The 20,690-nt window shown below is 60.3% G+C and carries 7 protein-coding genes and 2 pseudogenes; 6 read left to right on the top strand and 3 right to left on the bottom strand.

Features of this window, described 5'->3' with window-relative positions; all coding sequences use genetic code 11:
- Window positions 1–58 precede the first annotated feature (58 nt).
- The 3 genes from E5678_RS05455 to E5678_RS05465 all read left to right on the top strand — a co-directional run bounded on the left by E5678_RS05455 (window position 59) and on the right by E5678_RS05465 (window position 14,156).
- On the top strand, window positions 59–1,465 hold the full coding sequence (locus tag E5678_RS05455; RefSeq protein WP_247596921.1) for a site-specific integrase: 1,407 nt from the start codon (window positions 59–61) through the stop codon (window positions 1,463–1,465).
- Window positions 1,466–2,999: 1,534 nt separating this feature from the next.
- On the top strand, window positions 3,000–4,727 hold the full coding sequence (locus E5678_RS05460; RefSeq protein WP_136177581.1) for a ShlB/FhaC/HecB family hemolysin secretion/activation protein: 1,728 nt from the start codon (window positions 3,000–3,002) through the stop codon (window positions 4,725–4,727).
- An 18-nt stretch (window positions 4,728–4,745) separates the two neighbouring features.
- Window positions 4,746–14,156 (top strand): hemagglutinin repeat-containing protein, encoded by a 9,411-nt coding sequence (locus E5678_RS05465; protein ID WP_136177582.1) that lies wholly within the window; start codon window positions 4,746–4,748, stop codon window positions 14,154–14,156.
- A 285-nt stretch (window positions 14,157–14,441) separates the two neighbouring features.
- Here the strand turns inward: E5678_RS05465 and E5678_RS05470 are convergent.
- A pseudogene (locus E5678_RS05470) lies at window positions 14,442–14,873 on the bottom strand (IS5 family transposase); the annotation flags it as partial.
- 173 nt (window positions 14,874–15,046) lie between these two features.
- Here E5678_RS05470 and E5678_RS05475 point away from each other — a divergent pair.
- Together E5678_RS05475 and E5678_RS05480 are read left to right on the top strand one after the other, a co-directional pair.
- Window positions 15,047–17,104: a sensor histidine kinase gene (locus tag E5678_RS05475; RefSeq protein ID WP_136177583.1), complete on the top strand. Its 2,058-nt coding sequence runs from the start codon at window positions 15,047–15,049 to the stop codon at window positions 17,102–17,104.
- Window positions 17,101–17,844 carry a response regulator transcription factor gene (locus E5678_RS05480; RefSeq protein ID WP_136177584.1) on the top strand — a complete coding sequence of 248 codons (744 nt, stop codon included), beginning with the start codon at window positions 17,101–17,103 and terminating at the stop codon, window positions 17,842–17,844. Before E5678_RS05475 ends, E5678_RS05480 begins: the two co-directional genes overlap by 4 nt.
- Before the next feature lie 334 nt (window positions 17,845–18,178).
- Here the strand turns inward: E5678_RS05480 and E5678_RS05485 are convergent.
- A pseudogene (locus E5678_RS05485) lies at window positions 18,179–18,295 on the bottom strand (IS110 family transposase); the annotation flags it as partial.
- Window positions 18,296–18,471: 176 nt separating this feature from the next.
- Here E5678_RS05485 and E5678_RS05490 point away from each other — a divergent pair.
- Window positions 18,472–18,921 (top strand): DUF4279 domain-containing protein, encoded by a 450-nt coding sequence (locus E5678_RS05490; protein ID WP_136177585.1) that lies wholly within the window; start codon window positions 18,472–18,474, stop codon window positions 18,919–18,921.
- Between the two features lie 327 nt (window positions 18,922–19,248).
- Here the strand turns inward: E5678_RS05490 and E5678_RS05495 are convergent.
- Window positions 19,249–20,405, bottom strand: a protein-coding gene (locus E5678_RS05495) for an IS3 family transposase (RefSeq protein ID WP_136177586.1) whose coding sequence is annotated in 2 segments (ribosomal slippage) — window positions 19,249–20,138 and window positions 20,138–20,405 — 1,158 coding nt in all. Because the reading frame shifts where the segments join, the coding sequence is not laid out codon by codon here.
- Window positions 20,406–20,690 lie beyond the last annotated feature (285 nt).

A 20,690-nucleotide genomic window follows, 5' to 3' on the forward strand; every position in this document is an offset into this window, starting at 1 on the left:
ACCGTCAGAACCCATGACGGTATCGCGGTCCTGCGACAAGGAATGGATCGGAGATGTCATGGAAACCTCGATGGAACGGGCGCGGATTGGGTTGCCGAACGCGAGAGCGCGTCTCGGATTGACGGAAGCCAAGCTGCGAGAACTACAACCTGGCGAGCGGGCATACAAGGTCAGCGACGGAGGCAACGGTCTCTATGTCGTCGTCTCGCCCAGCGGCAGCAGGTCGTTCCGCTACGACTACCGGCTAAGCGGCCGCCGCGAGACGCTGACCATTGGTCGCCACGAGCCGGTTGCGCGTCACGCCCAGCGATCTCACCTCGCCTACGGCATGGACGTGACGCTGGAGGAGGCGCGTCTGCTGCTGGCTCGGGCACGTGTCGATGTCAGTTCTGGGCGGTCGCCGGCCCGAGCCAGAGTCGAGCAGCGCAGCGAAGTAGCCGACGCCATGAGCTTCGGGCGGTGGGCGACGCGGTATTTCGAGTTCAAGTCCGACGCCAAGAGCGGTGCCGAGCGACTGGCCGAAAGCACGCTGTCATTGCGGCGTTCGATCTACAACCGCATCCTGGCTGGCCCGTTCGGGAAGCTGAACCTCGATGAAATCAAGCCGGTCGCGTTGGGTGAGTTGCTTGATCGCGTCAAGACAGATCGAGGCCCAGGTCCGGCCGTGCACGCCAGGGAACTGGTGTTGCAGGTCTACCGGTTCGCCAATGGCAAGGGCGTCGATATTGCCAATCCGGCTGAGGCGCTCGCGCGGAAGGCCTACGCGACGTTTGTCCCGCGCGAGCGCAACCTGAGCCGCCATGAAATCAAGACCTTGATCGACGGACTGGAAATGACTGGCACCGCGCCGACACTGCGCCTGGCTGTGAGGTTCTTGCTGCTGACGGGTGTTCGCAAAGGCGAATTCATCGGGGCTACCTGGGCGGAAGTGGACTGGGAGCGGGCACAGTGGCGGATCCCTGCCGAGAGGATGAAGGCAGGCAAGCCGCAAACGGTGTATCTGGCAGAGCAGGCCCTGGACATCCTGACAACGCTTCGAACCTGCTTCCCATCGAGCAAATTTGTCCATCCAAGCCGCTATGACTCCGCCGAGCCGATCAGCCAGGCCACCCTGAACCGGACGATCGCTGCTTCGGTGACCCGGATCAACCAAGACCGAACATCTGGTCAGGATTCATTTCTGCCGGTTTCCGTCCACGACCTGCGCCGAACGTTCTCGTCACGGCTCAACGACGCGCTCTTCCCGGAGGCCTTGGTCGAAGCCTGCCTGGCCCACCAGAAAAAGGATCATGTTGCTGCAGCCTACAACCATGCTCGATTGTCGGGGCCTCGGCGGGTCCTCATGCAAGTATGGGCGGACATGCTGGACTGTTGGATGCGCGGCGAAACCGCGAGGGAGGTCATCGTCTCTGGTAAGGCGAAAATCGATGCGGCGGCGCACGACGCAGAAGGCATGAACTTGTAGGCCAAAGCAACACCCTGTGTAGCGCCTCGGGGAGTTTCTGTTGTTCGGTGCGTGGTTCTGGACCGTTCAAGCAAAAAGAGATGATGGCCACGCTTGCTGGCGCGATGTATGGCGGGATTGCGCGAGGGTTCGGTGCCCTGGGTGCCGATGCTCAGTACGGCGAACGATGTCCGTGGACCGGCCAAATTTAACCGATAAAACAAATTGTTTCTGTTTGGATAAACAGAAAGAAAGACTCAAGGCTTGCTGAATACCGAATCGATCATGCTGTAACCGTGGATCGAGGAAGGCGCATCTGGTTGAACGCAGTTTTTGAGAATTTTGATCTCGGTTTGGGAAAGCCCACCTACTACGCAAGGCACCAATGTGTTGCCGCCGATACCGAATTTCCCCCGGACTTTCGGCATAAACCTGTCCAAGTTTTCCGCCGCACCCCCCTAACAGATGTGGTCAAGAGGTCACAAGGACCCCCGAAATTGGCGTTCATCTCGCAGCAAGCCTTCTGCCCCGCAGGCTCCAAGCGCTGCACTGAGCTTCTGGCGCTTCACCCTCCGCTGGCCTCATCCATCACTCGAACTGCAGACCGCTGTTATGGCTTCACGCCAAGTCCGACCGCTGTCCTTGGAATTTGCCAATTTTGCTGACTTTTTGAAATGGAATGAAAGATTGTGAAAGGAAATGAAAGGGCTTTTCATTCCAAACTAGGAGACCCATTTCCTTAGCCTGTCCTCTTCACTGGAGCCCCCATGCAGTGTGCTCATGTTCCGTCAGTCGGCCGAATCGCTCCAGTTGGCATACCGTGTGGGGCCCGTGAGAGGGACCAGATGGGCTGCAGGCACAGGACTGCGGTTGCGGACGTCGCACATGGCACCTGTCTCCTTTGCCGATCTGGACGATATTCATCTCTTTCCAAAGACAGCACCAGACACAGAGGATCCCTAGGCCATTTGATGCTGCAAGCTTCAACGGGGTGGCGAACCTTGTGCACTCTGAGGTGTTTAGCAGTTGGGGAAATTGAAGCCTAGCTAAAGCAAAATTCGCGGTTCGGAAATTTTGTCATTGTATTAATACCAAAAAACTGACTTTTAAAACCATCTTGACGGCAATTTATTTGATTTTTGTGTGGTTCTACTGCGTCAATCAAACGGAATAATTTCACAGGACGAAGTGACGAAATGTTAGGAATTTTGGAAGAATTTATTGGCTTCAATCAAGTTGCAAATAACCAAATAGATTCGCCAAATGCCTAAAATTGTTCCCCCTTTAATCTTGAATATATGTCATGGAATAGAAAAATGTAGATGGAAATCTTCATCTGCTTAACAAGGGCAGTCGGGCATCACTTTCGTGGAGTTGGCGGTGATCGGTTTGATCATCGCTGCCATTGGAAATTGGAGAATGTGTGCAGAGCAACGCCGATTTCACCGAAGCCAAAGATATCCCGAGATTTCAATTTTTGTTGATTTTTGTCGTATAGAACCGCTCGGCTTAGAGTGGATTTTTTTGTTTTCGAGTGAGCGTTGAGGCTGGATAGATGAACGTCAAAAACAAGTCGATTTTCCGTGTGGACCTTCGGGCCCGATTTCTCCTGATCGCAATAGGCAGTTTTGCCTTATCGGCCTTCGCTCAAGGGGTACCCAGTGCCGTTCCACCCCAGGACTTGCTGAGGCAGGAGCAGGACCGGTTGCGCCTTGAGCAGCAACGAACCCAGCCTGCCGTTCGACCTTCGGGCGTCGACCTCAAGGAAGTGCTGCCAGAGGTCGTGGCGTTGCCTGAGAGCCCTTGCAAAGACATACAAACCGTAACCATTGCGGGGGCGGAATTGATGTCAGACCAAGAGAGATCGTCGCTGGCTGGTGGATATGTTGGCAAGTGCCTGGGATCCGTCGAAATCCAGCAGCTCATGGGTGACATCACGCTGTTTTACGTGACGCGTGGGTTCGTCACCACCCGTGCCTATCTTCCTGCCCAGGATCTGCGCACCGGCCAGCTCCAGGTGCTGGTGCAAGAAGGGCGGATTGAGCGCATCGACATGAGCGGAGAGGACAGTGATCGCGTTCACTGGGGCATGGCTTTTCCAGGGAAGTCGGGAGACCTGCTGAACATTCGCGATCTTGAGCAGGCGATTGATCAACTCAATTCGGCCAGGGGCAATGCCGTCACCATGCAATTGTTGCCCGGCAGCAAGCCCGGCTTGACCGTGGTTGAGTTGACGAATCGGGCGACCACCCCCGTTGAACTCAATCTCAGCACCGACAACATGGGCAGCGAGTCCACCGGTCGCCACAACGCGAGCACCACATTGACGACTGGGGGGCTGCTGGGTCTGAATGAATCTGTTTCCTTGACCTGGATCACCGCCGTGCCCAGGAAACGCAGTGCGTTTTCGGAGAGTCTCGGTGCCCAACTCAGCATTCCGTATGGCTACAACACCTTTGGCCTGAGATTCTCTCAGTCTCAATTCAGCATCGGTGCCGACATTCCCTACCGCGAAACGCCGTTCTACATCACAGGAAAATCCGAGTCCACCGAGGTGACCTTTGATCGACTTTTCTACCGTGACCAGTCCAGCAAGCATGCGGTCACGGCCAGTTTTGCGGACGGGGACAGCCTCAGCTACGTTGACGGGGAACTGGTCAAAGTGGCCAGTCAAAAATCGAAAACCCTGAGCCTCGGGGTGCAAAGTTCGATGGTGGTGGGAGGGGGCCTGTTGACCGCAGCCCCTCGGTTGGTGATTGGCCAGCGCAACCACTACGCACTGCCCGAGGAGCTGTTGTACGCCGCGCCCGATGCGAACTACCAGAAGCTGGCCCTCACGCTGAACTATGGCAAAGGCCTCAAATGGGCTGGCGAAAACACCAGCTGGAACACTTTTCTTCAGGGTCAGTACGCCGAAAAATCACTTTATTCGAGCGAGCGCATCAGCATTGGTGGCCTGGGTTCGGTGCGGGGATTCACCGACACCACGCTGGCGGGTGACTCGGGCTTTTATTGGCGCAATGAGTTGGCCTTGCGCCAGGGTGCCGATGTGATGGGACGAGCGGTCCAGTGGAAGTGGTACGCCGGTTACGACATCGGCCATGTGACCAGCCACGACGAAGAAGAGCCCGATGGAACCATGACCGGATGGGTCTTGGGCCTGAACACCCAAGTGGGGCCCACATCGCTTGATTTGTCTTGGACGCGCGCGCATCTGCGCCCCACCGGCATGCCCATTGACCCGAACGGACAGTTCTGGTTTCGCCTCTCTGCTCAATTTTGATCGATCTAGGAACCCATCATGAACCACGTCTACCGCGTTGTTAGGAACAAAAAAACTGGCCTGTGGATGGTCGCCTCGGAAATTGCGCGCTCGGCCGCGGGTTCAACGGGTGCGGTTGTGCTGGCCAGCGGCATGCTTGCCTTTCCGGTGGTTGCGCTCGCCCAGTCGGCCAGCGCGGGCATGGCCAGCGGCCAGGCGGGCAGGGTGTATGTGGCCCCCAACGGGAGGACGACGGTGGTGGACATCAACAATGCCTCCGGCGCAGGGCTGTCGCACAACATGTTCACCCAGTTCGACGTCAACAGCGGTGGCCTGGTGCTCAACAACGCGAACACCCAAGGCACGGCGATCACTGTCAACACGCAACTGGCGGGTGAGTTGCTCGTCAACATGCAGTTGGACAAGCAGGCCACCGTCATCCTCAACGAAGTGGTGGGCGGTGGCCAGTCTGGCTTGAATGGCTTCACCGAGGTTGCTGGCCAAAGGGCCAAGGTAATCATTGCCAACCCCAACGGCATCTCGGTCAATGGCGCGGGTTTCATCAATACTTCTGCCGTTACTTTGACCACCGGTTCGCCGCAAGTCGCTGGAGGCCGTTTGACGAGCCTTTCGGTCTCCGGCGGCGATATCGCGGTGACGGGCGCTGGCCTGAATGCCAAAGGGGTCGACGTGCTCAATTTGTTGAGCCGCAACCTCACCCTCGGCGGCAACATCAATGCCGAAGACTTGGTGGTCTTGACCGGGGCACAGAAGCACAGCATCGGGTCGGACGGGTTCTCCGTTTCCGGCTCGTCGGGGTCCAGTGCCAGTGGCGCTACCTATGCCATTGATGCATCCTCCCTCGGCGGCATGTACGCGGACACCATTCGCCTGGTTTCGACCGACCAGGGCGCAGGTGTGCGCATTTTGAGCAACGTGGCTGCATCGGGCGGCGAATTTTCTCTGACGGCCGCGGGGAAAATCGAGATTCGCGGCAAGATTTCAGCCAACAAAGACCTGCTGGTCCGCACCAGTTCCCTGGCCACTGGGCCCAACCCATCCGATGCAGCGCTTTTGTTTGGGAATGGCTCACTGAGCAGCAAGGGCGATTTGGAGATCGTGGTGGGTGGCAAGGCGATTTTGGAAGGGGGCGAACTGTTTGCCTCGAAGCAGATCAACATCCAGGCCGGTGAGCTGCAAGACAGCAGTTCTCAGAGCACCGCAGAAGGCAACAACAACCGCACCGCCAACGGCGGCGTGAATGTCAATGTGACGGGCGAAGCGGCGATCAGCGAAACCATCTGGACCGCCGGTCAAGATTTGACCCTCGCGGTCGGGCAGCTCAACGCTAGCGCGGCCAATACGCAACTGAATGCAAACCAAAGCGTCAATCTCACTGCCACCACCGGCGGCATGGATTTGGGCCAGGCCAAGGTGGTGGCGTACACCAACCTCAACCTCAATGCGTCCACATCGATTGACGTGGGGGCAGGGGCTACCCAGGGCATTCAAGCCAAAACCGGGTCGATGGCGATCCAAACCGGTACCACGCTGTCCAACGCGGGGGAAATTCAGGCCGCCAGCATGTCCAACGTGAATGTGGGTTCGGGGTTGACCAACTCCGGCTCCATGGTGTTGTCGACCGCTTCCACCGCTCAAGACATTGTTCATGTGGGGGCCAACCTTGTGAACCAAACGACCGCGGTCTTGTTGAGCGCTGGCGACGTCCAATACACCGTCGCCGGCAGCACCAGCAACGCTGGCACCGTGCAAAGCCAAGGCAGCACCACGGTGCAAACCAATGGGCTGACGCAGACCAGCGATGGGCAGATCATTGGCGGTGTGCAAGACGGCAAAAACGTGACGGTGACTTCCACCGGCAACATCAACAACGCCGGCTTGGTTCAAGGCGATGGCAACGTCAGCATCACGGCATCGAATCTGACGCAGAGCGGCAACGTGATCGCGGGTGCGGCGCGCGTGGGTGACCTGACCGTGAGCACGGGCAGCGGCGATGTGAGCAACACCGGGGTGATGCAGGCCTCGGGTGGGGTGAACCTCGCGGCCAGGAATCTGACGCAGACGGGCAGCGCCCAACTGTTGGCCGAAGGGCAGGCGGATCACGCCAGCCAAATCACCCTGAGCGGCAATTTGAGCAACAACGCCAGCACGGTTCAGGCCGGTGGGGCCCTCGCGTTGAGTGCGCAGGCGTTTGAACAAATAGGGGCCAGCGCTCGATTTTTGGGCGGCATGAGCAACGGCGGGGCCACGCAACTGAACCTGAGCGGCGGCTTGGACAACCAAGGCATTGTTCAGGGCGGCGGCGATGTGGACATCACCGCCGAAGGCCTGCTTCAACAAGCGGGAAGCCGCTTGATCGCGGGTGCCACGGCCACGGGAGACCTGAGCATCGACGCTGGTGCGCAGGATCTCGACAACCGCGGGCAAATACAAGCCTCGGGCGCGCTGAATGTGAGTGCCCGTGACTACACGCAAAGCGCCGCGGCCACCACCCTGGTTGACGACGCCAACAACAGCGGCAGCACGATCGACCTGGCAGGTGTTCTGAACAACGGCAACCTGCTTCAAACCGGTGGCCGCCTTGCTATCAACGCCGCTTCGCTGAACAACAGCGCCACGGCCAGCAAAATCATTGCGGGCAAAGAACATGTCAGCGACCTGGACGTTCAGCTCACTGGCGCCATGACCAACGCAGGCCTGCTCCAGTCGGGAGGCGACACCGCCATACAAGCCAGCGCTTTTTCCCAAGGCACCAGCGCCAAGGTGTTGGCGGGCGCGACCACCGCCGGTGGCGCCATAGGGGGCATTGAGCTCGACGTGGGAACCGGCAACATCCAGAACGATGGCCTGTTGCAATCCAGCGCGGGCATGGACATCGCCGGCCACAACTTCAGCAACGCGGGCAAAGTGGTGGCCGCGACCTCGGGGGCGGGCAGCAGCCAGGTGCAACTCACGGGCACACTGACCAACAACCTGCTGCAGGCGGGCGCCGCACTCAACATCAGTGCCGCGGCCTTGAGCCAAGGCACCACCGGCAAGATCTTGGGCAGCATGCAAGACAGCCAAGGCACAACCACCATTGCGCTCAATGGCTCGGGCACCTATGTCAACTCTGGCACCCTGTTCTCTGGCGGCGATCTGGCGCTCAGCGCCGCCGCCATCACCAATGCCAACGGCGCCCTTGTGGGCAGCAACGGCGACACGGCGATCACCACCACCACGGGCAGCCTGACCAACCACGGCGATTTGGTATCCGTGGGCGACATGGCGCTGAATGCCGCCACCAGCATCAGCAACTTGGCGACCACCCACACGGTTCAAGGGCGCTACCTTGGCATGCAAGGTTCGACAGCGCGGTACGAACTCAAGCAGGTTCTTGACAGCAAGGGCACCATCAATGCGATGGGCAGTTTGAGCATGACGGCGCAAAACACCGTGCTCAACGAGAGCGAGATCAGGGCCGGCGGCATGGGCGCGGGCAACATCACCATCACCGCCAACACCATCCGAAACGAAGTCAAAGGCGGCGACTCGCGGGCTTGGACTTCCGTCGACACGGTCACCAGCGACTTGCCTGATGCCGAGACCACGGCGGAGAACAGGGGGCTGGATTATGTTATCGATGACGAAGACAACAGCTACAACAACGGCGACAAGCACAAAATCACGACCTATACCGAGACTTGGCATAGAGATCAGTATTTCACAGCCGGTTTGGCGGCCTTGAAGCCGCTGATCAGCGGCTCAGGCACGGTGCGCTTGCAAAATTTCACGAACGGTAAGAACTTGGGCGGGGTCATTGAAGGGGCCAACGTCCTCATCAGCACCACCAAGCCGGGGGCCACATTCACCAACGATGCCCTCGCCGTTCAGCGGCAAAATTACACCCGCGAGACGGAGTATGAGATCCATTACGCGGCGTTGGGGCCTGCGAAATGGAGCGAAGGCTGGACAACAAACACCACCAGCAGTAGCTTGGTGGGTGTGAACACTTCGTACGGCGCCAGCATCGGCGCGTCGATTCGCGCGCCGGGCGCTGTGTCGATCACGGGTGTTGCCATGACCAATGCGGGCTCTGTGTTGCCTTCGTCGGGCTCCACGCCGGGCGGAGGGTCGGCCGGGTCGGCACCTGGGACGGTCAACGCCAGCGGCACCGACGCGGGCGCCTCTGGCATCGCGACCTTCGTTGGCGTGGCTTCGTTGCCGCGGTTCGACCCCCTGAATTGGCCGGGGCTCAACCTCAGCTTGCCCACGAGCCAGAACGGCTACTTCGTGACCAGCAAAAACCCGTCGGCGCGGTACCTGGTTGAGACCAACCCCTTGTTCACCAACAATGCTTCGTTGGGCTCTGATTATTTGGCCGACAAGCTGGGCATCGACCCAGAGCTGAGCATGAAGCGCCTGGGCGACAACAACTACGAGGCATACCTGGTTCAGCAACAGCTGATGGCCCAAACCGGCTCTTCGCTTTTGGCAGGCCTCTCGGGCGCAGGAGGGGTTTACCAACAACTGATGGAAAACGCGTTTTCCACCGGTGGCGAACTGGGCTTGACCTATGGCGTTGCGCCCACGCTTGAACAGCTGGCCAAGCTCACAGAAAGCATTGTCTGGATGGTGGCCGTGGAAGTGGGTGGTCAAACCGTGCTCGCGCCGGTTGTGTTCCTGGCGCCCAAAACACTGGCCTCGCTCAAAGGGGGTGCCGAAATCGAAGCCGATCAGGTAACGCTCAATGTGACCGAGCTGATGAACAAGGGGGGCAGTATTGCCGGGGCCACCAGCGTTTCGGTGAACGCCAAAGGCGATATCACCAACCTCTCGGGCAGCGTCATGGGCGGCAGCGTGGTATTGGCCTCTGTCGAGGGTGGCATCACCAATGCCACTTTCGTGGCCACGGCGGGCGATGAAGGCAACATGACCACCACCTTGGGCAAAACCGCCCAGATCGTGGCGACCGATTCCCTCAAACTTGACGCCAAGGGCGACATCCAAAACCTGGGGGCGCAGATGGGTGCGGGGGGCGATGCGTCCCTCAATGCCGGTGGTGCCATCACTTTTGACACCATCGAAGACAAGTCGTCGGTGTCGTCGGTTTCGTCTCAGAGTGGCTTTCTGTCGGGTGGCGTCACCAGAAACACCACGAGCACGGTCAACCAAGTGAAATCGGGCCTGGACGTGGGCGGCAGCCTCGCGATGAACGCGGGCAAAGACATCACCTTGGCGGGCACGGACGCCGACGTGGGTGGCGATGCGCAAATAGCGGCGGGTGGCGATGTGAACATCGTGGCGCGAGAAAACACGGTGACCTCCAACACCACTTCGACCATGTCCGGGCTCGGCGTGGGTGGGGGGGTGTACGGCACCAGTGAAACCAAGACCGACAGCTTCTCTAGCCGCAATGTGGGGAGCTCATTGAACATTGGCGGCAACGCCGATGTGAAGGCCGGGGGCGACATGACCGTTCAAGGCTCCAAGCTCAATGTGGGCGGCGATGCGGGTCTGGATGTCACCAACTTGAATGTCTTGGCAGGGAAAGACCTGGACACCACCACCACCACCACCAAAACCACCAGCTTTTTGCAGGTGGAGAACGTGGGCAATGGGCCGTCGAGCAGCAGTTCCTCGCAATCGGATTCGTCCAAAGGCAGCGAAACCAGTGGGCAGGCGGGCGGCGCGGCGGCCTCAACCTCGGCCAGCACACAGGCCAAAGCCAGCGCCGGCGCGGGCGCCAGCTATTCCGACTCGGCGGGTGTGACCTTGGCCAAAACCACCACCACGACCGATGCTTCGCTGTCGCAGCGCAGCGTGGGCTCGGAGTTGAATTTGGGTGGCAACGTCACCATCAAGGCCAAGGACACGGTCACGCTGCAAGGCTCGGAATTGAACGCAGGGGGCGATCTGGACCTCAGCGCCAAGAACGTGCAACTGTTGGCGGCGCAAAACATTGAAGAGACGTCGTCCACCAGCACGACCATCCGTCTGGGCCTCTACGCAACCACCGAAAACCAGGCAGGGGCTTCGGCCGAGGCCTCGGCTCAAACCCATGGCAACGCAGACGCGTCGGCCAGTGCGGGGGGCACTTCGGCCAGTTCTCAAGCCAACGCATCGGCGGGCGCCAGCGCCAATGCCGGCGCGCAAGCGGCAGCCAGCAGCAACAACACGGTGGATGTGTTGCGCATCGACAGCCGAGACAGCGAGTCGCTGAAAGTGACGAACACGGGGTCGGCGATCCGCTCTGGCGGCGATATGAAACTCGATGTGGCCGAAAAGCTGAGCACGGTGGGCTCCACCATTGAGGCCGAGGGCAATGTGGATCTCAAGGCCAAAGAGATGAGTTTTGAGGCCGCTCAAGACATCGACTACGCCAAAGAAAGCGCCAGCTCCACGCGTATGGGCTTGTATGCCGACGTGGGCACCAGCGCCGAAGCCAAGGCCCAGGCCAGCGCCGGGGTCGATACCAGTGCGACGGCCCAAGCCAAGGTCACGGGCGCCAGCGCCAAGGCCGGCGGCAGCGCAGAGGTGGGGGTGAGTGCCGAGGTCAATGCCCAGGCCAAGATCGGCGTCGGCCTTCAAGCCAAAGACACGCGTTCCACCACCGAGGCGGGATCGTCCACCGCGGTGACGTCGTCGATTGTTTCAAAAAGCGGCAGTGTGACGCGCACCGCCGAAGGGACCATCAAGGATGTGGGCACCAACATCGAAGCGGCCACCGATTTCAACCAGTCGGCGACCCGCATCGAAAGTCTGGCTGCTGAAAACAGCCAGTTCTTGAACACCACCAACGAAGAAACCACGGTCCGCGTGGGGGTGTATGCCGCTTCCGGCGCCGATGCCAAAGCCAGCGCCAGTGGCAGTGCCCAAGGCACGGCCAAGGCCGGCGTCACGGGTGCGCCATCGGCCAAAGGCAGTGCCGAGGGCAGCGTCAATGCCCAGGCCGGTAGCGAGGCGGTGGTGGGGCACGAGGCATCGATGACGCGCAATGTGGATTCCACTGCCTCCAAATCGACGCAAGCGGTGGTGTCCACCGTGAAGGTGGGGGGCGACGTGAACAGCGCCTCCAAAGAAACCACGGTGTTGCAGGGCACTCAAATTGAGGCCGGTGGAGCGGTCAACCTCAGCGCCGCAGAGCTCGAAGCCCGCGCCGCCCGGGATACGGCAGAAACCACCACTTCGTCGGAAACGGCCAGCGCCAAGTTGGCAACCAAGGTCGGTGTTGGAGCCAAGGCCGAAGCATCGGCATCGGCATCGGGTTCGTCCTCGGGCGGCGGCAGCGGTGGCGGCAACGCGGAGGCCGGAGCCGGGATTCGCGTGGGGGCATCGGCTGAGATGGGCTACGAAAATGATCAAAACCGAAGCGCCTCCACCACGGCGGTGGTGTCCAGTATTTCGGGCAACAGCATCAACATCAACACCACGGGCAAAACCACCTTGGAGGGCACGAACCTGAACGCTGGCGACGGTGGCATCATGATCGCGGCGAAAAGCCTCGACTACCAAGCCGCGCAGGATACGTTTGAAACCTCCGGCGAGTCGATCAAAGTGAACGCGTCATTGACCTTGGAAGTCACGGCGCTCGCTTCGGCGAACATCGATGCCAAGGCCGAGGCCAGCACGGCGGTGGGCAGCAGCCAGTCGTCGGGCACCCGTGCGGTGGTGGGCAACATCAACTCCGCCGGTGGGTTGAACATCACCACCCAAGGCGATACGCGATTGGAGGGCACACAGGTGGCAGTGGCAGGCGATACCAACGTGGCCGCTGGTGGCAGCGTGAAGATCGATGCGGCACGCAACACCTTCCAAGGCAGCGCCAACGAAGTGTCTGCCAGCGTGGGTTTTGACAAAGACGCGACTGCAGGCAACGTCTCGGTGGGGGTTTCCAAAGCCAATGAGAACCGTTCAGAGGCTGTTGTCTCCAATCTCGGTACCGGTGGATCGCTCAACATTTCTGCGGGCAACAACGTGGAAATCGAAGGGGCGAACATCGCGGCGGGTGGCGATGCGCAGTTGGCGGCAGGTGGCGATTTGACCTTCAAGGAAGCGCGCAACGAATCGACCGCCAGTGCGAACGACGTGAGCGTGAGCCTGGGGGCGAGGAGCAAGTCGTCAAACAACGCGGAAACGGGGAACACCACGGCCTCCAAAGGCGGCAGCGCAGGCGTTGACGTGAATGTGCAAAGCAGCCAGAGCTCGGAGGCGGTCACGGGTTCGATCAAGGCCGGCAACAACCTGACGCTGGCCTCAGGTGGCAACGCCACCTTTGTGGGCACCGAGCTCGCGGCGGGCAACAGCGCGACGGTGGTTGCGGGCGGCGATGTGGCCTTTAAGGCGGCGGAAAGCACGCGCAGCTCGGTGGGCGTAGGCGTTGGCCTGGCGGCTGCGGCCGAAAGCGACACCACGACCAAGACGGTGAATAACACCACCAATACCACCAATACTGGCAACACTGGCAACACTGGCAACGCCGCCAACAGCACCAACACCGCCAACACGGCGGGTGAATTCAAGAAGGAATCCAGCAAAGAGGCGTCGGGCAGCCTGAACCTTGATGCCGCCGTGGGCCAAGAGCAACGCGGTGCCACCTTGTCTGCCGGCGCGGGCGGCATTCAGATTGCCTCTGGCGGCAATGTGGAGCTGCAAGGCACACAGATGGCCACCGACGGTGCGGCCGACATTTCGGCGGCCGGAAAAGTGATTCAAACCGAGGCGACCAGTTCGTCCGTGGGATTGGGTGTGAACGTCAGTGGAACGGCCAAATCCAAGAAAACAACGGGCACCTTGGTCACCGACCCGGCGCCGGCCCAAGGGGGTGCCCCTGCCGAGACCGATGCCGGGCCAAAAGACGCGCCGGGCGCGACCAGCACTGGGGCCGAGAGCGCAGAAAAGACCGACAAGACTGGGAAAGTCGATCCGGCTGAGAAGGTGGAGAAGAGTGGTTCGGCGCCCGAGGCCGAGTCGACCGACGCGAAAGGTGCGCCACCCAGTGCGGCTTCCGCTGAGGCCAACGAAGAAACGGGCGATGCCAAGGCTGAAGCGCCCGAGCCAACCAGCGAGGGCAGCGTCAAGAAAAAATCCAGCCTGGAAACCAGCAGCGAGAGCACTGAAACCCGCATCGAGGCAGGGGGTGGTACCACGATCCAATCGGGCGTGAAACCCAAGTCGGTGATTCCCGGCGTGGTGATGACACTGAAGGGTTCGACCCAAACCGATGGCACCGTGAAGGCCCTGGTCCCGATTCCGGGCAACCTGCCTGCGGGCAGCAAGGTGGTCGCCCTTCAACCCGATGGCAAACCCTTGCCTGAATGGGTGAAGTTTGACGCGGCCACGGGCGCGGTCACCGGCACGCCACCTGCGGGCTTTGAGGGTGGTTTGAACATCGTGGTCAGCGTGCCGCAGGCGGACGGCAGCGTGCGCAAGGTGGGCGTGCAGTTTTGACGGGTGGCGGTGGGGTGGCCGACTCGCCAGCCCGCGCCTCGCCTGAAGCTCCCGATCAGCGGGTCAGCGGATGACTCGGGTCATCCGCTTTCTCACAGCAGCAGCGTGTAGCGGCCTTCGTTCAGCCCGGAGCTACTTTCTCTGAACCCGATGGTCAGGTGTTGTTCTGCGGGGTAGTAGGCGAACGGTGGTGGGTGAAGACATCGAACATATTTCGGACACGTGGCCTCGAAACGGGCCAGCACCCCGCCGTATGCAAGCATTGTCGGCGGGCTTCGATGGGGTGGCAGGAGTGACTACCGCGCTGTGCGCCAGACCGCTTTGCCTGTCCACGCCAATGTGAGGCCTCATTCCGAAATACCACTGCTGGCCCTTGCGCGTCTGGTGCATCTCGGGGTCGCGGGCCCTGTCTGCATTCTTGGTGGAACTGGGGGCTCCAATGATGGCGGCGTCCACTATGGTGCCGGTATTGACCTTGAAGTACCGGTCCTGCAATTGTTTAACCACCATGGCAAACAACGCTTCACCGAACTTGTTGTCAGTGAGCAGTTTGCGAAACTTCGCGATGGTGGTGGAGTCTGGAACCGGTTCGCGCCGGAGGTCTACGCCGACGAAGCGGCGCAGGCTGGCACTGTCGTACAAGGCTTCTTCACAGGCCATATCGGCCAGGTTAAACCAGTGCTGAATGACATGAATGCGAAACATGCACTCCAGCCCAAATGGACTGCACTCTGTTCCTGAGGTAAACATCAACGTCCACTCGGGATGATGTTCAAACCCAGCGCGGCGAAGTCCGCTTAGCAGAAGCCCAAACAGAACCCAGAAAGGTCACGACTTGTGCTTGAATCATCGACTTTCTCTCTCACTGAGCGCAACAGCGTTCCTGGCCTATGTTGTTGCACCGCCGACTTTCGCTACGAAGTTTCCTGACCTTCGCCTTGTTGGCGGTGTTGTTGCCCATTGTCTTGGCCAGTGGCAACTTCTTCTACCGTTCGGCCCACGCCGCAATGGAGGAGTACGCGCTGCAGTTGTCCGGTGAAGCTGCGGCCCGGACACGCGAGAAAGTGGACGCGTTTTTTGATGCGCCACAACGGGTCATTGCTTTCAACCTCGAACAGGCGCGCGTCGGCCAATTGATGTACCGGCAGCCCGATGTCTTGATGCGCCAATTCGCCCTCCAGATCGAACAGCGACCACAACTGACGTTCGTTTCCATGGGCTTGCCAGACGGGCAGTACTACGCTGGCGGCCGTTCGCCTCGAGGGAAGGACCAGGCCTTGCACACGCTGAGTTCCCGAATCAGCAATGGCCGAGCCATGGAAGTGATGCGGATCGACCCAGACACCCGAAAGGCCGTTCGCGTTTCTTTAACCGACTTCGGTTTTGATGCCCGTGATCGCCCCTGGTACCGCGCTGCGCTGGAGCGCACTGGCATGGCGTGGTATGCCCCGTATCGCTATTCAGGCTTCGGCAAGCAAACAATCCAGAGCACCGTAGGCATGGGCGTCTCTGCGCCTTTGCGGGCCAGCGACGGCAGCTTGATCGGCGTCTTGGCCGCCGATGTGGCCATGTCGAAGCTCAACGACTTTTTGGCAGAACTGGCTTTGGAATGGGGTGGCAAAGCTTTCCTCGTCGAAGCAACGGGTGAAATGCTGGCGTCATCTTCCTCCGACGACGCAGGCTTTGGCCGCACGGAATCGTTCAACCCGGACAAGGTGCACATGGACCAAAGCCTTGACCCCGTCATTCGGGCCTTGGGGCTTCACATACGGGCGACGGAACAGCCGGAAGGCAGCCAGTTCATGGAGGTGGACGGGGTTCGCCATCTCGCACGGTGGTGGAGTCATGCGCTGAACAACGGGCCGGTGCTCACCATGGCCATCATCCTGCCCGAGAGCCGCTTCAATACGCCACTGCGCGACGTGCTGCACAACACCGTGATCACCACCATCGCGGTCATGCTCGCATCGGTGTTTTTCGCCATTTTTGTGGCACACCGGGTGGCGTGGCCCATGCGGGCGCTGAGCGACTGGGCGGCCCGCCTGGCCCAAGCCGACTGGCATGCGCAGGCCCCGAAATTGAGCCCCATCCGCGAGCTGCGTGCGTTGGAAGAAACCATGGGCACCATGGCCAACCAACTCAAATCGCATGCCGAAGGCCTGGAGGACATGGTGGCGGAGCGCACGGCCGAGCTGGAGGATGCCGTTGCAGCCATCGAGCAGACGCTGACAGACCAGCGCCAATTCATCGCGATGATGTCCCATGAAGTGCGCTCGCCATTGGCGGTCATCAACGCAGCGGGGCAGTTGTTGGCCTTGCGCTCCAAAGACCTTCCGCCGCAGCAGGCGCTGGCGCAGCGGATCCTGCGTGGGTCTGCACGCCTGAGCACCTTTTTTGACAACTGCCTCACCGAAGACCGCATCGAGAGCCGAAACTTTGCGCTGGAGCCCGAGCCGGTTGACGTGGCGGAACTCGCACAATGGGTGACCGAAAACGGCGGTCAATTGTCGGGCGAACACCCTATAGAGCTCGACGTGGCTGACGGTCTGCCACCGGTTCAGGGTGACCCCGTGCTGCTGCGCGTGATGCTGGTGAACGTGTTGTCCAATGCCTTCAAGTATTCCGCGCCCGGAACACCGGTTTCCATGCAGGTGACTCGCCATGCCACAGGCTGTCGTTTCACGATCGAAGACGAGGGGCCAGGTATTCCCCTGGAAGAGCAAGCCGTGGTCTTCGAGAAGTACCGCCGGGGGCGAGGCGCCGAGGGCATCCCCGGCGCAGGCCTGGGACTTGCGTTGGTCAAACGCATCGTCGATCTCCATGGGGGACGGGTGTCCCTGGAACCCCGGGTCCCCAGCGGCACACGCTTCCATCTCGACATTCCCTTTATTGCACCCGAGGCGGCTGGCGATCAAGCGCATCTGACTCCAGCGGACCATGCACCATGAATTTGAACAAGCCCACCATTGCCATCGTCGAAGACGACATTGATCAGCGAAACACCCTTCAAGAGTTCCTGACGGACGCGGGCTACGACGTGTGGTGTGCGGGCAGTGCCGAGGCTTTCTACAAAGGGTTCACCGCGCATCCGGCCGATGTGGTCATTCTCGACCTGGGCTTGCCTGGTGAAGACGGCCTGAGCGTGGCGTCGTTGCTCAAGGCCAAACCCGAGGTGGGCGTGATCATCCTCAGTGCGCGGGACTCGTTGGACGACCGGTTGGCCGGGATGAGAGCAGGCGCCGACCGCTACCTCGTCAAGCCCGTCAACCTGCTGGAACTGTCCGCCAACATCGAGGCAACGGCCATTCGTCTGGAGCCCAAGTCCGGGCACCAAGCAAGCGTGCCCCAACTGCTGGTCGCCGAGGCGCCCTGGGTACTTGCGGTCAAGGACTGGGCGCTTGTCTCGCCCATGGGCAAGTCACTGCAACTCACCACCCTCGAGTTCATGTTCCTTCAGCAACTCATGCGCTCAAGTGGGCAACCCCAGGCCAAACGCGATCTGAGCACCCTCCTGTTCGGGCCCCGTGCCCAAAACGGTGCGGAGCGCCTCAACCTGTTGGTGGCCCGGCTGCGCAAGAAGTCGGCGCAAGCCTTTAACGAGACCTTGCCGGTCAAAACCTTGCACCAGATTGGGTACGCCTTCACGGCCGAGACGCACATCACGCAGGCGCCGCAAGCCCTGCACTGAGGGCTTAGGGCAGCTGCACTTGCCCACTGATATGCGCATCGCATGCCATGAATTAACCGCCAGCAAGATGCAGGCTGCAATACCTGCCGGAGCCCAAAAAGTAAGCCGCCCCATGACGCCTAACCGTTCGCGGTGAGCGGCTCGCTGCCGCCTGCCGTAGCGAGTGCGCTCGACTGATGGGATGGACTCCCCCGTTTGTTTGCGCGACATTCGCGCTCTGGTCTTCATGGGCGTGGGGCACCAGCCACCGCGTCAGCGGTTGAGTGACAGCTTTCCCTTTTGACCACGGTCCGCTCATGGCCGAAAGCGCTGGTTCTGACATCTGAGCGCGTGACAGCTTTGCTCGGGGCACGCAGGGGCGCACGATAGCGAGTTTGCCTGTGGCATCCACACCATGAACGTCAAAGACGTTCTTGGCGAGATCGATTCCGATAGTGACAATGGCAGACATGGACTTCCCCTTCCACAAAAACGAGTGAGTTGATGAAAAGTTCGACCTTCCCATCGTGGCACTCAGTTGCCGTTAACCGCAAGCCTCAGGGTGCGCGGCTCGCTCGGGACGGGGAAGTCTCTTTCATTCGTTAGACATCTGCTCGATGAACCAAGATGCTCGTTAGACAACACTAGATGCAGCCGAGCGTTCGCTACGATGACGAATACGCGACGTGCGTCAGTACGTTCGTCTGGCTGCGCGTGATGAGCGAAACGCTCGAGCCCGACTCAGTGACGCGGAGGCTGCATGTCCAGCCAACACGAACGCAATTGCGCGGCGCTTTGCCCGCACCAAACTCCAAGTACCCCTACAAGTACTCCGGGTGGTTTCTCGAGTCGGACGGCCAGGTCCAGAGTCGAGACGCTCGGCGTCACCTTGACTGGCTGCTGTCCCAGCTCACCGGGAAGGGCAAAGTATTCGCGGAGCTCATGGCCGAAGGTAACAAGGTGGATGTTTGCTGCAAGTGGGAGTCTGTGGGGCAGGGTGGTCCGCTTCTGAGCCCGCCGCAGCTGGAAGGCCTCGCCCAACTCGGCCTTGAGCTTTGGTTCGATGTCTACTTTGCGGGTCAAGACGGTGTCGTCTAACCCCTCCATCGAGCGGACGTGCCAAGGGACGCTTCGCGCCCCATGGCCCGCCGCTCATGTCGAACGTTATGAGTTTTTCTGACATGGCCCATATCACTTGTCCGGTATGCCGCACAGATCTAGAGGCAGAAGACGTCGACTTCTGCTGGAACTGCGGAAGCCCCACCAACCTATCGCCGGTGGAAGTCACCCGAATGAAAGAGTCCATCGCTCAAGAAAAAGACAAAGTTTCTTCCGGCTCGGATCATGTGGCTTCTAGCGAAAGCCAAACACCGCTCACTTGGGCTGACGCACTGTGGGCTTCCCCCAGTTTCCCGGACGGTTTGCTTAGCCCATTAAGCCTTGCTCAAAGTTGACTGGGCTGAGGAAGTCTAGCTTTGAGTGTTTACGCACCGGGTTGTAGAAGCGCTCGATGTAGTCGAACACGTCGGACCTGGCTTCTTCCCTTGTCCGGTAGACCTTGCGGCTGAGCCGTTCGGTCTTCATCGACGAGAAGAAGCTCTCCATCGCAGCGTTGTCCCAGCATTCACCTCGACGACTCATGCTGCAGGTGATGCCTTGTTCCTTGAGCAACCGCTGGAAGTCGTCGCTGGTGTACTGGCTGCCCTGGTCCGAGTGATGCATCAGCGAGCTGGGTTTGCCGCGCCGCCAAAGGGCCATCAACAAAGCGTCGCTCACCATCTTGGCCTGCATGGTGTCGCTCATCGACCACCCCACGATGCGGCGTGAGTACAGGTCCATCACCGCTGCCGCATACAGCCAGCCCTCAGCCGTCCAGATGTAGGTGAAGTCAGCCACCCACTTTTGGTTCGGACCACTGGCCTCGAAGTCGCGCTGCAGATGGTTGGGCGCGATATGGTTCTCAAGCCTGCTGCCCGTATCACCAGGTAGCCTGCGTCGCTTGTGGCGGGCTTGCAGCTTGGCCAGGTGCATCAGCCGGATGACCCGATTCATCCCACAGGTCTCCCCCAGCGCTCGAAGGTCGTGCCAGACGCGTGGACTGCCGTAGGTTCGGTCGCTGAGTTCGAAGCTCTCTCGGATGAGGCGGGTGAGCCTGGCGTCGTCTTGGCTGCGCTGGCTCGGCGCTCTGTCCATCCATTCGTAGAAGCCGCTGTGGGAGACCGCCAGAACCCGACACATGGTGCGGGTGGGCCAGACACTACGATGCCGCGCGATGAAGCCGTACTTCACTGCGGGTCCTTTGCAAAGTAGCCGAGCGCTTTTTTTAGGATGTCGCGCTCCGTGGTCACGCGGCGTAGTTCGCGTTGCAGCCGCTCCACCTCAGTGGCGGCCTCACTGCGAAGCGGCCGGTTCGGCCTAAGGTCCAACACTCCGCCACGTTCCTGGGTGACCCACCGCCTGAGCACGCTGGTCTGGATACCCAAGTCCCGCGCAATGTTCGTGACCGTGGCTCCTGGCTGCTTGCACAGCTTCACTGCCTCACGTTTGAACTCGTCCGTGAAGCTCCTTCGGGTTCTTGTCATACCTATCTCCTGAACACATCATGTCATTGGATGTGTCCGGGAAACTGGGGGAAGCCCACACACCCCCCATTCATGTTGACCATTAGCAGTCGACCGACTTCTGCCGAAGCTGGCGTTCGTCGAGTCCCGGCAATGGGCAGCGCGCCAATGCGTGCTCCGCACGACCAATTGGGCGACAGCTTTAAACAGTGGCACCCATCACCACACAAGCATCCACCCCGCTCACGAATTCACAGCGCGGAGGAGACCGTACGCTGGCTTGGGTCTCGTCGATCTCGATGCTGG

This window comes from Hydrogenophaga sp. PAMC20947, from assembly GCF_004795855.1.
Taxonomy (GTDB): Bacteria; Pseudomonadota; Gammaproteobacteria; order Burkholderiales; family Burkholderiaceae_C; genus Hydrogenophaga.